The following is a 13,684-nucleotide window of genomic DNA, read 5'->3' as shown; positions in this document are numbered from 1 at the left end:
CGCTAAAAGCAAAACCGCCGCGAAATCGTTGGTTTAGTTCACGTGTTCGCTAACCGACTCGATAACCGCATCGAGTGCTTCCTCGCGCTCGCCGCGGAGGAATTCGAATTTCCCGTCGCGGGTGCCGACCGCGACGATTCCGGCGTTTTCGGCGCGCTCGCGGACTGGTTCTTCGATATCGCGGACGTTGACGCCCATGTCGCTTCGGATGTGGATTTCGTCGTCCGCGAGGCCGAGCGTGACGTTCTGACCGCCGGGACGCCCAGTGATGTCGTGGCGGTGGAGTGCGTCTAAGAGAACCGCCGTCGATGGGAAGTCGAATCGATGCGTGTAGGCGTCCGTGTCGAGGACGGTGAAGGTGACGCCGTTCGCGCCGCGAACCGAGAGGTTCGGTTCGGCGGTGTCCAATTCGTTTTCGAGTTTCGTGCGGAACTGCTCGCTGACGTGTTCGGCGAGGTCGCGTTTTGCGTGTTCGAACAGCAGGTCGGTGATGAGTTCGCGCTTGTCCTCGTAGGACTGATAGTAAGCCTCCAGCGCGACTGCCTCGCGCAGGGCCGTAACGTGTGCTTCGTCGTATCCCGCTTCCGTCGCGAGTTCGACGTATTCGGACGGCGTTTCCACCCAGTAGCTCACTGCCGGAAGGTGAGACACGTCCTCGCGAACGTCGTCGTTGATGTGGGCCGCAACGTTCGCGCCGAGGACGCCAGCAGCGACATCCTCGTCCGAATCGCCGAGGTGTGGGTTGACGACGACATCCGCCGTCTGCGTCACGTCCTCGTCGGGATACTGCGTGTCGATGACGACGTGCGGCGCGTCGTAGATGTCGAGCAGGTCGAGTCCGTCGCCGGATTCGACCGTACTCCCGGCGTCCACGAGGACGAAGAGGGGGAGCTTCTCGTCGTGGCGCTCGCGGTTGTCGAGCATGTTCGTCGCGTCCTTCGTCGCGTCTTGCATGTCGTAGAAGCCGTCTTCGAGCGGTCGGCGGTCGAAGTAGTGATACTGGGCGTCGCTTCGCGCGTGTTCCTCGCGCACCAGCGGGAGCACCGCGCGTTCGAGCGCAGCACCGGCCACGTAGCCCTCGGCGCTCGCGTTGTGCCGAACGATGACGGGACGGGATTCGATGACCGCGCGGCGAATCGTTCCCGCGGCATCCTTGATGTCGTCGTGAATTGCTTCGACGACTGAATCCTCGGCGAGCAGGTCAACGTCCGCTGGACGTGCTTCGTCTTCCAGCGCTTCGGCGAGTCGGGTGACGACGGTGTCTTCTTCCTCGTCCGTGAGCGCGTCGAGTTGTTCGGTTTCGACTTGCAGTTCGTTGTTTCTGAGTTCGACTTCGCCGACGAGCCGGACGATGTCGCCGGTGTCAACTTCGGGGTACGCGCGGACACCAGCCTCTTTGAACGCTGCGCAGTCCACGACGGCGGTTTCGTCGCGCAGTTCGAAGACGGTCGGGCCACTCGTCTGACTTGCGCCGACGATTTCGCCCTCGATACGGACGCGCTCGCCGACTCGGTCGCTTAGGCTATCGATGGTGACGCGTGTCAGCGGCTCTTCCTGCTCGGGGATTGTCGCGCTACCGACCGCGTTTCCCGACCCGTCCGTGGTTGGGGACGGATCCGGCGTCTCGCTCTCTTCCTGTTTTTTCGGCTCGTTTCGTGAGGGTTGGTTCGACTGATCGGAGTCGGACTGTTCCGTTCGTTCGGTTTCGGATTCGTCGGGAAGGTACGTGTTTTCGGCGTCCTGAATCAATTTACCGCGGAACTCGCGTTCCGACTGGCGGATGGACGAACCGAGGTCGACGTTGCCGTTGTCACGGACGCCGAGAACTTGAACGAACACGGAGTCGCCCGAGTTCCAGTCGAGACTTTCGAGTCGCTGGTCTAGTTCACTTTTGTGGAGGAGACCAGTGACGTTTTTACCGACGTCGATGAAGACGCCGAAGTCGGCGAAGCCATCGACCGTACCTTTGTAGTATCGACCCACAGAGAGTTGCTGCGGGTGGTTTCCTTCGAATTCGAAGAGAACGTCCTGCTCGTGGCTCGAACAAATTGGGCCGTCGACAGACGTTCCGCAAATGACGCAGTTACCCATTTATACTGGAACAAAATAGTCCCGGCCTAAAACGGTTGTCGAAATCCCGACGGTCATTCACCCCCATCGGTGTCGGACGACCGGGGTCAGTAGTAGTAAAACGAGAAGTCGTCGCCACAGTGCTGACAGTCCACTCGCCTTCCTTTGAGCCGGTCTTCATTCGAGTGGTTGCCCCCCTCGACGGTCATTAGTTCGACTGCGGATGCCGTTCCGCAGTGGGGGCATCCGACGGACATGGCTGACTGGGACATACCGTTTTGTACGGTCGGTAAACCCATAGTTATAGTCTCGCTAACGGGATTCAGATGGTGTACGATACCAACTATATTTAGGATTATTGACCAGTTAAGCCTTCGCTCGGTACCGATGTCCGAGGAGGAGTGCGGCCAGATTTACTGCTATCAGTATGAGAAACGTCTGAAATTGTCCGGGCGTGTCGAGACCAGTTGCAAGGAGGGGGACGTACAGGAATGGGAGCGCGACGGCTGTCCAAAAACCGACGAACTGAATCGGGGCCGAAAGAGAGTAGTCGGACGGCTCCGCTTCCTCGTCGCTCGTCCGGGTGTTCCTCGTCTCCGAGTCGGTGATTGTGGACATGCTCGTCGCACTATGCTACAACATACCATGATATTATTATTGAGCCTCTAACGCTTCGAAAGCGATGCAACACAAACGCACATGCTGGAATAGAGAATCGTTTTCGTCGTTCACTCGAAAACGGGGCTGTCGTCTTCGAGGGCTTCAATCTCGCCCGCGATTTTTCGGACGTGCTCGGGGAACAGGGCGACCTGCACTTCGTTGCCGTCCTCGTCTTCGAACACGAGTTTGACGCGTTTGTCCCCGAACTCGCGCGCTTCTGCCGATTCCACGTCGAACAGTTTCGCCGTCCCTTTTTTGTTCGTCGGACCGACGTTTTTCAACGACCCGTCTTTCAACTCGACCATGAAATTGTCCATGCGCAGGTTGAGCATACCTCCGATACGCCCTCTTTGGCTTAATTACCATGGGACGACGCCCGCGAGAGATTGGAAGGTGGTCGCGAGGGCATCGACCCCGCCGAATCCGTATCCAAACACGAGCGCCGACGGAATCGCGGTGACGACGACTGCGCGGACGAGCGAGGTTCCGTGCACCTCGCTCGTCCCGATGGCGAGCAGTATCGATCCGTACAGCGTGCAAGCCACCCGTACCTCCGGGAACGGCAGTCCGGCGAGCAAGCAGGGTGCGACTGCGTAGCCGATAACCTGCACCGTCTCGCTGATTCCGCCTCGTTCGGGAACCAACGCCATCAAAATGGCCGTCTGAAGCGCCGCCGTCAGATGGAGGACGGCGGGCGCTATGAACAGGCCGACCACGATCAGCGCGAACAGTTTCGAGGAGAGGGAGTCGCCCACACCAATACCGCCGAACGTCATCCGAGAGGCGACTTCGATGACCGTAACGAACACGCCGAACACCAGTCCCGGGGCTTGATCACCGGGTGCGACGCCGACGTTGAAAAACCGGCGTGGCCGCACCATCACTTCGACCCACGCGCGGACGATCGCCCGCGGTCCTCGGTCGCGTCCGCCCGTCGGATTTTCGACCCACTGTGTCACAGTTGACCTTAGTCGTTTAGGAGGGTATGACAGTTCCGACACCGCGCTTCGTAGGATTCCTGCGCTCCCACCAGAATCGTCGGATCGTCCACGTGCGCCGGTTCCCCGTCGATGAGGCGCTGATTCCGCGTCGCGGGTTCGCCGCATTTCGCGCAGATTGCCTGCAACTTTTCAACGTACTCCGACACCGAGATGAGTTGCGGAAGCGGGTCGAACGGTTCGGCCCGGAACGTCTGGTCGGTTCCGCTGATAACGACGCGACGCTCGTCCTCGGCGAGGTGTTCGCAAACGGAGACGAGTTCCGCGGAGAAGAAGTTCGCTTCGTCGATGGCGACGACCTGCTCGCCGTTCAATTTCTTCGGAATCTCCCAGACGCCTTCGTCATCCGGTTCGACGACCGTCGCGTCCCACGACGCTCCGTCGTGGGATCCCACCGTATCCTCGCCGTAGCGGTCGTCCAGCGCCGGTTTGAACACGGCGACTTCTTGTCCCGCTATCTCCGCGCGACGAAGCCGACGGAGCAGTTCCTCGGTTTTCCCGGAGAACATACAGCCGGTGATAACTTCGACCCACCCGCTGTTCGTGATTTTGTGCATATCCGAACTGCGCTCAATCCGGCGTCAAAAGGATTGCTTATTCGAGTTGGTAACTCGAAAGTGTCTCCCCGAAGTCGACTACGAACCCGGAGCAACTTCTTCGTCGGCGTCTTCCGACTTCGGTTGTGGGGAGGCCGTCGTCCCGTGGCCATTGACGAGCGTGTTCTGAAGGAGCGTACCGTGGCCGCGCCGCAGTCGCTCGGAAATCGCTTGGTGTGTCACACCGACTTCTTCGGCCAACGCTTCGGCTTTCGTCTCTCGTGGTATCGAGTAATAGCCCCGGTCGTAAGCGAGTCGGAGCGTCGTGCGTTGCTCCTTGGAGAGTCCGTATCGGTCTTTATCCTCACCCGCAAACTCCGTGATGTTCTGAATTTCGAGCGGGATTCCGTTTTCTTCGCAGTACTGGTGCGTGCGAGTGACCGAATCGTGGTCGGCGAAGAGAAACCGAAGTTGCCACGAACCATCGCTGCCAGTCGCGGAGAGGATGGTTCCGTTCTCTTCGACGAGCACGCGGACAAGCACATCGATTTCCTCTACCCACTCCAACCGATAGAGACAATCGGTGTCGAATTCGCCGACGAGCTGAAATCCGGCGACGGTCTCGTCTTCGGCAAACGCCCGCTCTATCGCGTCTCGATTGTCGGTACCGACCCAGATGAACGGGAGGAGGCTGTCGTAATTGTACGCGACCATCTGTTTTACCTCGAAGACGACCGTTTCAAGCCTATCGAGTGTCTGTTCGAGTGCGAAGTTCTCTGCCGGGAGTTCTACATCGACAATTGTTCCAACCATATATCAATTATGAAGTATTTTTCGATTCGCTGTCTCGCATCTCGTACCGCGTTCGGTATCGGCGCGCGTAGCTATCGAGCGACGGTACCGAGCGCGCTCGAACTGCAGATAGTGACATTTATGAACCATGTTCTGATTCGGGTGAAAGGTCACTGTGTCTGAACACTACTCCGGCCACCTATAATAGATGAATGGCGCGAAATCACCGGTCTTTATACCGATCCGGTATTCGAAACGACGATTACATCTTTGAAATCACTCTTCGTCGGTGTCGATTATCAGCGTATTGCGAATGAGGTTCGCAGACGCTCGTCGGATGCGTTGGGAGGTGGCATTCGAAGAAATACCGAGCGCATCCGCCAGCTCTTGATTCGTGGTCGAACGTGGGATTTCGAAATACCCCTCCCGAATGGCTGTGACTAACGCGTCGTGCTGTTCTTTGGTCAAACCGAACTCACCTTGGCGGGAGGTCGTCGGGGACGAAAGGTGATTGACCTCGAATTCGTGTCCTTGTTCCAAAAAGTGATTCTGGAACGACGAGACCAGTTCCTCTTCGGCAAATCGCAATTTTAGGCGCCAGACGTCCTCGGACGCTTTCGCCTCCAAAATTGTCGCCTCTTGGTCAATTATCTCTTCGATGAGATCAACGATCTCTTGCTCCCACACGATCTTATACAACCGACTGTCGTCCGTTTCCTCGATTATCGTTGCTGTATCAACCGTCGAATCGCCCTGAACCGCCTCGTGGAACGCCCCAGAATCACCGCCCGTCGTCCAGAGAAACGGCATCACCCACTCGGCGCTGTGTGTGGCCAGCCGTTCCGCTTCGACGGTCGTTTCCGGGGCTGTCGCGAGCGTCTCGTGCAGCGCGAACGACTCCCCTGGTACGCTAACGTCGGCGATTACACTCATACGTTGATTTTGCTTTCGAATTGGATAAACCCATGGCAAGCGCCACCCTTTTCAATCCGATTCTCACCGCGGCAACGTTCGATTTCATTTCCGAACATCTCACGTCTCGGAACGCTACTCCGCCGCGCCGATATTTTCCTCGCTTTCGAAACTCGCCGGACACGGCTCGATTTTGCAGTACCGAACGACCTGCCCGCCCAGCGTCGCCACCCGCTTCGCCAGTTCGTCGTCCGTAAATTGCCCGTTCCGAACCGCGCTGTGCGCCCGCGGTACAGCGGCCTGGTAGGGGAGTACCCAGGCGTCGAGCGACCGGCAAACCGACCGGAGGTGGTCCATCGCGGTAATCGGAAATCGGCCGCCCGCAACCGCTAGCAAACCGACCGTCTTCTGCTCGAACTCGTCGAAGCCGCAGTAATCGAGGGCCGTCTTCAGCACCGACGAGTACGACCCGTGGTACACCGGCGTTCCGAGGATGACGGCGTCCGCCTCGCGCACGCCACGTTTGAGATCCGCCGCGTCGCCCGCCAGGCGGTCGTCCGCGTCGTACAGCGGCAGGTCGAACTCGCGCAAATCCAGCAGCTCGCCGGTTCCCCCCGCCTCCTCGACGCCGGTGAGTGTGCGCGAAAGCGCGACCCGCGTCGCGCTTTCGTCCCGGAGACTGCCGCAAATCGCAACGACGGTTGGTTCGTTGGGCATGGAGTACATTGGGTTCGGCAAGGCAAAATACGTTGTAGGAAAACAATCATATGTCGTCTTCGTGAACTGTTCGTATGACGTCGCCCGATACGACCTCCTTCGACCCTTCGCGCGCCTTGACAGCGAGCGATTTCCACGAATCGGCGAGCGCGGTTTCGAAAACCGCGCTCGTCCGCGCTACCGATCGCTACGTCGGAATCGACCACGAGAATTGGAAGTGAATCTGCCGGACACACCACGCTGCCGAACGACGTGGAGCAGGGTTGCTATCGGTTGACGAAACTGCGCCGAATCCAATCGAGCCCGACGACGCTGTCGCTCTTACTCGATTGGAAGGAAACCGAGCCGCAGAACGCTCCGCAACGGGTTTTCCGGATTCTTGTCGTTGATTTCCAACCCACCAATACGGGTGTATTTCGAGGGTAGACGAACGATGCGAGACATTGAGCGGACGATTCGAGACCGTTTGGACGCCTATTACGGTTGAGTACCTATCGCCGGAGTCGCGCGACACATTCCCCGTTCTCGTCGCCGTCCGCGCTCTCCAGTTCCACCAACCCGTCGTCTTCCAAATCCGAACACAGCTCCCGAAGCCACTCCTTGCCGTGGTCGCCGCCGTAATCAACCCGTACGCGGGGGCCGAGTTTCGAGAGCGGTAGTTTCTCGTACTCCTTCAAAATCGAGATGACGCGCCCCCGGAACTGCCTGCGCGAGCCGTCGAATTTCGGTTGCGTGGGAACGTCGGGAGCCGTGAAATCCCCGATTTCGTAGGCGTGGCACCACTCGCGCCACGGACATCCTGCGGTTTCACAGGCCGGTGTCTTCTCGCAGGCGACGCCGCCGAGTTCCATGACGGCGTTGTTCCAGACGCGCGATTCGCCACCGGGCATGAGTTCGCTCGCGGCCTCCTCGAACGCGGCGTCGTCGTCCGGCACGTCGAACGCCCGGTAGAGTACGCGCTTGACGTTCGTATCGACTACCGCGTTTCCGTTGTTGAAGGCGAACGATGCGACGGCGTTCGCGGTGTAGGGGCCGACGCCCTGCAAATTTTGCAGTTCGTCGGGCGTTTCGGGAAATTCGCCGTCGTACTCGGTGGTGACCTGCTTTGCGGCCTCGTGGAGGTATTTCGCCCGGTTGTTGTAGCCGAGGCTGTGACTCGTCCAAAAGCCGACCACGTCGGAGCGGTCTGCGTCCGCGAGGTCGTTTGCGGTCGGCCAGCGGTCGAGGAACGCCTCCCACGCGGCGACGACGCGCCCGAGTTGCGTCTGTTGGCTCATCACTTCAGAGACGAGGATGGCGTAGGGGTCGTCCGTCTCGCGCCACGGGAAACTCCGGTGGTCGTCCTCGTACCACGCGACGAGGGCGTCGCGCACCGCGTCGATGTCGTCCGGGAGCGACCACGACGTGTCGGTCATCACCGGTGCTTCGTGCGGATTCGGTTTACCGGTAGCGATTCGAGAAGGCGGAGCGTAATTCGGTGTGACGTGCAACCGCGATTGCTCTACGATACCTCGTCGCACGCACAATCGGACAACCTGAAGGCTTATTGCCCGCTCGTCTTAATCTCCGGAAAATGCGCGTCCGGCCCTCCACACTGTTCCTCATCGGCGTCGGAATTATCGTCGTCCCGGTTTCTCCGTTCGTCTTTTTCCGGAGTCCAACCGCGTGGATCGCACTGGGAGGGGCGTTCATGCTCGCCGGAATCGGAACCGCACTTCACCGGGGGCGCGGAAACCGGTCGGCCCGCCAGTCGAGTCCGCAGTCTCACCACTATATCGTCTGTCCGCACTGCGCGACCCGCAACTTCGCCAGCAGGAACGTCTGCCGGTACTGCGACGAGGAATTTTGACGCGAATCGAGAACGAAAATCGTATCCCGCGCCCGACCTACAACCCGGCCATGAGTTTAGACGACCTGAACGACGACGTGAAAGCCGCCTACTCCGACCTCGATTCCGAACTGTCCGTTTCACTCGACAGGGAAACGCACAACGAACTCGCCATGCTTTCCGCCTCCCTCGACCCCGAAGACCCCGAGGAATTGGTTCGTCGCGCGGTTCACCTGCTGTTTCAATCGACCGTCGAAACCGGAAAACTCGATTTCCACCTGCGAAATGCCTACGATGTGACGTACGACGAGTATCTCTCGGGCATGACGTTCGAGGAGATGACCGGCGCGACCCAGTATCCCCAGCGCGACGACGAGCGCCGGTATCAGTTCTAACTGGTTTCCGTCATCCCATCAGTCGGTCGAAAACGACGGTGCCGCGGTGCGGCGTCCATTCCACCAATCCCTCTTCGGCGAGTTTCAGAAGATGGACGTGTCGAAGAGGGCGAATTCCAGTACACTACCAGCACCGCGCCGCACGCGCTCCGAAACGGACTGCTGTGAGACGCCGATTTTTTCGTCGAGTTCCGCCAAGTGTAACCCCCCGCGGAACATCGAAGCAACCGTGTTCGACGGCCAGCAGGGGGGTTTCTCGTTGTTCGGGCGTTAACCCGAACCCGTTTTGGTCGATTTCCGTTTCCGTTGCTACGCGGTCGAGGTGAAAGTCGATGTCGTGTTTTTCACAGCACGTTTGAAATTCCGACAGTGCTTCGTAGTCGTTGAACCGAAGTCGAAACCGCCAACGGTCGTCGCCGTGCGCTTCGAGGATGGTCGCACCGACTTCCGCAATTCCGTAGATGAGACTCTCTACGGCTTTGCTCCATTCGACTCGGGAGAGGTCGCGGTCGTTCACCGTATTCAACGAGACGAGATGCTCGACGTTCGGGTTCGACTGGACATCTCGCTCGAAGGCGTCGAATTCGGTGCCGATGGTCCAGAAAAACGGAAGCACCTGCCGCGAGGCCGGAACCACTCGTTCCAGTTCGACGTGGATGTCCGTGTCGGTGAGCAAAGCGGTTCCGAGCAGAAACTCCTCACCGAGAATTGAAAGGTCAGCCGTGACGCTCATGCAAAGAGGCGCTCCGAGAGAACATAGCCTTGCGGAGGTTTGTGAATCCTCTCGCCTGAGCGCGGGAGAGTTACGACGCGTCCTCGATGGCGTCGAGCAGGAGGTTGACGCCGATGTCGATTTCGCGCTCGGTTACGTCGAGCGGCGGGAGAAGGCGGAGCGTTTTGTAGCCACAACCGAGGGTGAGCAGGCCGCGGGACAGTGCCCCATCCACGACCGCTTCTCTACGGTCTTTCGTGTCGAATTCCACGGCGAGCATTAGACCGCGGCCCCGCACGTCGATGACGTTCTCGGGATTCGCATCCTCGATGAGTTCGCGCGTCTGTTGACCGCGTGCATCGACGTTCGAGAGCAGGTCGTGTTCCTGAATCGCATCCATGGTGAGGACGCCCTGAAGCGACGAGAGGACGTCGCCTGCGCCCCACGTCGAGGAGAGTCGGCCCTTCTCCTCGGGGAACACGCCCGAGCGCGAAACGGTCGCACCAACGCGGAGTCCCTTCGCGCTCGTAATCACGTCGGGTTCGAGTTCGAGGTGGTCAACCGCCCACATCTCGCCGGTTCGGCCCATGCCGGATTGAATCTCGTCGGCGATGACGTTGATGTCGTAGGTTTCCTGAATCTCGGCGATATCCGCGATGAACTCGTCGTTCGGAACGCGGTAGCCACCCTCACCCTGTACGGGTTCGAGGATGATGTACGAGACCTCCTCGGGGTCGATGACGCCCTGTGCGGGGTCGAGTTTGTCGGCGATGACGTTGCCGCCCGGCCCGTTCGTTTTCCAACCGCACTCACACTCGGCCGTACAGGAACAGTACGGAACGCTCACGACCCCCGGAATCTCGGGGTAACTTTTTCGGTGAGCGACCTTCGAGCGGTTGAGCGAGAGCGCGCCGAGCGTCCGACCGTGGAACGCGCCGTCGAAGGTGAACGCGCGGTGGCCGCCGCGGTTATAGCTAATTTTGATAGCGTTCTCGACGGCCTCCGCGCCGGAGTTCGAGAGGAAAACCGTGTCCATGTTGTAGTGACTCGTCGCATCGACCAACCGGTCCATCAACTGCGTTGGGCCGGGAAATTCGGGGTTTTCCGGCGGCCACCCGCCCGCGGCGTAGAAATCCTGTCCCGCGATTTTCGTCGGGTCGGGGAGGTCGAACTCGCGGAGCTTGTCCATAATTTTCGGGTTGTTGTACCCGAGTGGAGCGGCGGCAACGTGGCTAGTAAAATCAAGAAGAACGTTGCCGTCGACGTCGGTACAGAACGGCCCAGTCGCGTCTTCCGTTATATCCCAGACGAAATCGTAGACGTACGTCGTTGGAGCGGCGAACTGGTGATGGTACTCAGACCACTGTTTTGCTTTCGTTCCGGGCATCTCCCGGACCTGTGGCTCGGCTGTTTCCCGGTCCATGCTTCCGCTACGAAAAGCCCCCGTTTAAAAAGTTCGGAAAGTTCGCTATGCGTGTTCAAAGCACGGCGACGATTGCGGTCGCTCCCGACCCGAGGAGGAGGACGCCGCTCCACACCGCGACCTTGTAGGCGAACTGTCGATTCGGCGCGGAAATCGTCAGCGCCGCCTTGACGACGATGCTCGATGCCGTGGCCAACAGAATACCGAATACGGCGGTCTGTTGGTCGAGATTGCCGCCGCTGTAGAGCGTCACCGCGGAGGCGGTGACGCCCGCACTCGAAACGAGTCCGGACAGCAGGGCCGTGATATAAAACCCGGTTTCCCCGAACTGGCTTTTCGCCAGGGCGCCGCCGACCACGACGAACAGGAAGATGAGGCCGAAGCCGAGCACGTTGCGGAGCGAAAACGGACTTTCGAGGTCGATGTCCATCTTCTGCGACCAGTCCGCCGAGTAGGCGGCGATGGCAACGCTCCCGATAATAATTGTCCCGAGCGGGATAATCGCGCCGTACAGCGTTTTGCCGGGGGTTCCGATAGTGAACGCCAGTGCGATGACGAGATTTCGAAGGGCCATCGCGGCGTCGGCGAGCAAAATCGCGGCCACGCCGTAGGAGGCCGCTTCCGGCCGTTGGCGAACGTGGTCTAACATCGTCCCGACCACGGCAGTCGAGGATGCGAGCCCGCCGAAAAAGCCGGTGACGGCGATGCCGCGCCCGCCGTAGGTTTCGACGATGGCGTAGTTGGCGATACCGATACCGGCCACGGTGACGACCATCAGCCAGACGAGACGTGGGCTTACCATGACGCTCCCCATCTCGATTTCACCCGGCGGTAACAGTGGGTAGATGACGAACGCGAGGATGGCGAACTCACCCGCAGACCTGAGCTCTTGACGCGACATTCCCCACGCGAAACTGTGGAGTTCCCGCTTCAACACGAGGAGGAGCGACGACACGACGGCGACGGTGACGCCGACGAGGATGAATCCCTCCGCGACGAGGACGCCGACGCCGAAGGTGACGAGCATCGACACGGAGGTCGTCAGGGACAGCCCCGTATCCTCCTCGTCGTCCAGTAACCCCTGTACCGCGAGGAGAATCCCTTGCACGATGACGAGGAGGCCGCCGAGCGCGAGCAGGATGTCCTTATCGACGATGGTAAACGCCGCGCCGAGGAGGCTGATGAGGGTGAACGTTCGAATACCGGCGGATTTCTGCGACCACTCGCGTTCGAGGCCGAGAAACAGACCGAGCGCTCCGGCGATGGCAATTCGAACGACATCGCTTTCCAACGTCGCCGACGCAAAAACCTCTTCTAATCCGGTCACTCTATAGACTATATAGTTGTACAAATAAAAGAATTGCTGCCACCGCCGTTTCTTGCGCGAAATCTTTATGTTCTGGCAACAAACTTCCCCCGTATGGTCAGCGGATGGAATATTGACAAATCTCGTGTCGCGTGGTGGTCTGTCGGCGCGGCACTCGGACTGGCGACGCTTTTCGTCGTCTACTCGTTTATCGGGACCTTCGTCTTCGGTCTCTTTCTCTACTACTCGACTCGACCGGTGTACCGCCGGTTGAAACGGCGCATCCGTCCGCCGAGCCTCGCCGCCGCCGTCGCGCTGCTGGCGCTCGCGCTCCCGGCGATTTTACTCGTCGTCTACACGCTTGCCATCGCGGTTCAGGAACTCACGACAGTCGCACAGACGACGAACCTTTCGGCGCTCCCTGAACCGGTCCGCCAGTACGCGGACGTCTCCGAAATCGCACAGCATCCGGAGCAGTTGCTCACCGACGGAAATAACACGAAACTCATCGAGCAGGCGTTCGGTTCGACGCTCAAATACGTCACGTTCATCGGAAACGGTGCTCTACACCTGTTCGTCATGATTGCCGTCGCGTTCTACCTCCTTCGCGACGATCACAAGCTTTCTCGATGGTTCCGCCGGACGTTCGCCGACAGCGCGGGCGTCCTCGAAACGTACATCGAGCGGGTCGACACCGACTTCAACAGCATCTTCTTCGGTAACATCCTGAACGCCCTCATGACCGGCACCATCGGCGCGATTGCGTACAACGTGTTGAACGCAATCGCACCCGCCGGATTGGGAATCCCGTACCCGACCGTCGTGGGACTGTTGACCGGGGTCGCCAGCCTCATTCCCGTCGTCGGGATGAAACTGGTTTACTTCCCGGTTACCGGTGTCATCGGCGCGAACGCACTGATGGATGGCGCCCCCGACGTGCTGTGGTTTCCTCTCGCGTTCGCCCTCATCTCGTTCGTCATCGTGGACACCATTCCGGACCTCGTTTTGCGGCCCTACGTTTCGGGGCGGAACCTCCACGTCGGAATGGTAATGTTCGCGTACATCTTCGGGCCACTGCTGTTCGGTTGGTACGGCATCTTCCTCGGGCCGATGATTCTCGTCCTCGTCGTCCACTTCGTGGAGGTCGTGCTGCCGGAACTTATCGCTGGAAAACCGATTCAACCGTGGGCGGTCGACCCGACGTACATTCGCAGCGGCGAACCGCTCCCGCAACCGCCGCGCGACCCCGAACAAGCGGTTAGCGGCGATATGGTCGGCGATGGTGGGAATGCAGGAGACGAGACGAGACGAAAACAGATGGAGCGACAGTGACGC

Annotated in this window: 17 protein-coding genes; 4 read left to right on the top strand and 13 right to left on the bottom strand. The window is 59.6% G+C overall.

What is annotated here, in order from left to right; genetic code table 11:
* Positions 1 to 33: 33 nt before the first annotated feature.
* From LIX15_RS02305 to LIX15_RS02265, 9 genes are all read right to left on the bottom strand, one after another.
* Complete coding sequence (locus tag LIX15_RS02305; protein WP_227775896.1) at positions 34 to 2,091, bottom strand: DHH family phosphoesterase; 2,058 nt, start codon at positions 2,089 to 2,091, stop codon at positions 34 to 36.
* Positions 2,092 to 2,177: 86 nt separating this feature from the next.
* Positions 2,178 to 2,342 carry a hypothetical protein gene (locus LIX15_RS02300; protein ID WP_227775895.1) on the bottom strand — a complete coding sequence of 55 codons (165 nt, stop codon included), beginning with the start codon at positions 2,340 to 2,342 and terminating at the stop codon, positions 2,178 to 2,180.
* A 94-nt stretch (positions 2,343 to 2,436) separates the two neighbouring features.
* Positions 2,437 to 2,688 carry a DUF8028 family protein gene (locus LIX15_RS02295; protein ID WP_227775894.1) on the bottom strand — a complete coding sequence of 84 codons (252 nt, stop codon included), beginning with the start codon at positions 2,686 to 2,688 and terminating at the stop codon, positions 2,437 to 2,439.
* Positions 2,689 to 2,798: 110 nt separating this feature from the next.
* The gene (locus LIX15_RS02290; RefSeq protein WP_227775893.1) at positions 2,799 to 3,062 is read right to left on the bottom strand and encodes a hypothetical protein; all 264 of its coding nucleotides are present in this window, start codon (positions 3,060 to 3,062) and stop codon (positions 2,799 to 2,801) included.
* A 27-nt stretch (positions 3,063 to 3,089) separates the two neighbouring features.
* Entirely contained in the window at positions 3,090 to 3,689 is a 600-nt protein-coding gene (locus tag LIX15_RS02285; protein ID WP_227775892.1) for a YIP1 family protein, read from the bottom strand.
* 8 nt (positions 3,690 to 3,697) lie between these two features.
* Positions 3,698 to 4,285 (bottom strand): thymidine kinase, encoded by a 588-nt coding sequence (locus LIX15_RS02280; RefSeq protein WP_227775891.1) that lies wholly within the window; start codon positions 4,283 to 4,285, stop codon positions 3,698 to 3,700.
* 78 nt (positions 4,286 to 4,363) lie between these two features.
* Entirely contained in the window at positions 4,364 to 5,077 is a 714-nt protein-coding gene (locus tag LIX15_RS02275; protein ID WP_227775890.1) for a helix-turn-helix domain-containing protein, read from the bottom strand.
* 255 nt (positions 5,078 to 5,332) lie between these two features.
* Complete coding sequence (locus LIX15_RS02270) at positions 5,333 to 5,989, bottom strand: helix-turn-helix domain-containing protein (RefSeq protein ID WP_227775889.1); 657 nt, start codon at positions 5,987 to 5,989, stop codon at positions 5,333 to 5,335.
* A 114-nt stretch (positions 5,990 to 6,103) separates the two neighbouring features.
* Complete coding sequence (locus tag LIX15_RS02265) at positions 6,104 to 6,685, bottom strand: NADPH-dependent FMN reductase (protein ID WP_227775888.1); 582 nt, start codon at positions 6,683 to 6,685, stop codon at positions 6,104 to 6,106.
* A 74-nt stretch (positions 6,686 to 6,759) separates the two neighbouring features.
* On the opposite strand from LIX15_RS02265, the gene LIX15_RS02260 reads away from it, so the two are divergent.
* Positions 6,760 to 6,906, top strand: coding sequence for a hypothetical protein (locus LIX15_RS02260; protein WP_227775887.1), 147 nt, complete (start codon positions 6,760 to 6,762; stop codon positions 6,904 to 6,906).
* Positions 6,907 to 7,176: 270 nt separating this feature from the next.
* Here LIX15_RS02260 and LIX15_RS02255 read toward each other — a convergent pair whose 3' ends face one another.
* Positions 7,177 to 8,100 (bottom strand): HhH-GPD family protein, encoded by a 924-nt coding sequence (locus LIX15_RS02255; RefSeq protein ID WP_227775886.1) that lies wholly within the window; start codon positions 8,098 to 8,100, stop codon positions 7,177 to 7,179.
* A 158-nt stretch (positions 8,101 to 8,258) separates the two neighbouring features.
* Between LIX15_RS02255 and LIX15_RS02250 the strand changes: the two genes are divergently transcribed.
* Positions 8,259 to 8,534: a hypothetical protein gene (locus tag LIX15_RS02250; RefSeq protein ID WP_227775885.1), complete on the top strand. Its 276-nt coding sequence runs from the start codon at positions 8,259 to 8,261 to the stop codon at positions 8,532 to 8,534.
* Between the two features lie 50 nt (positions 8,535 to 8,584).
* Complete coding sequence (locus LIX15_RS02245) at positions 8,585 to 8,908, top strand: ribbon-helix-helix protein (RefSeq protein ID WP_227776953.1); 324 nt, start codon at positions 8,585 to 8,587, stop codon at positions 8,906 to 8,908.
* 124 nt (positions 8,909 to 9,032) lie between these two features.
* Here the strand turns inward: LIX15_RS02245 and LIX15_RS02240 are convergent, their stop codons facing one another.
* From LIX15_RS02240 to LIX15_RS02230, 3 genes are all read right to left on the bottom strand, one after another.
* Positions 9,033 to 9,641: a bacterio-opsin activator domain-containing protein gene (locus LIX15_RS02240; protein WP_227775884.1), complete on the bottom strand. Its 609-nt coding sequence runs from the start codon at positions 9,639 to 9,641 to the stop codon at positions 9,033 to 9,035.
* Between the two features lie 70 nt (positions 9,642 to 9,711).
* Positions 9,712 to 11,043, bottom strand: a complete 1,332-nt coding sequence (locus tag LIX15_RS02235; RefSeq protein ID WP_227775883.1) for a class-III pyridoxal-phosphate-dependent aminotransferase — start codon at positions 11,041 to 11,043, stop codon at positions 9,712 to 9,714.
* A 55-nt stretch (positions 11,044 to 11,098) separates the two neighbouring features.
* Complete coding sequence (locus tag LIX15_RS02230) at positions 11,099 to 12,370, bottom strand: MgtC/SapB family protein (RefSeq protein WP_227775882.1); 1,272 nt, start codon at positions 12,368 to 12,370, stop codon at positions 11,099 to 11,101.
* A gap of 93 nt (positions 12,371 to 12,463) precedes the next feature.
* Between LIX15_RS02230 and LIX15_RS02225 the strand changes: the two genes are divergently transcribed.
* Positions 12,464 to 13,681, top strand: coding sequence for an AI-2E family transporter (locus tag LIX15_RS02225; protein ID WP_227775881.1), 1,218 nt, complete (start codon positions 12,464 to 12,466; stop codon positions 13,679 to 13,681).
* Positions 13,682 to 13,684 lie beyond the last annotated feature (3 nt).

It is taken from the genome of Haladaptatus pallidirubidus (genome assembly GCF_020700235.1).
Lineage (GTDB): Archaea > Halobacteriota > Halobacteria > Halobacteriales > Haladaptataceae > Haladaptatus > Haladaptatus pallidirubidus.
Note: the sequence above shows the minus strand (reverse complement) of the source record. Positions and strands in the feature narration are given on the sequence as shown.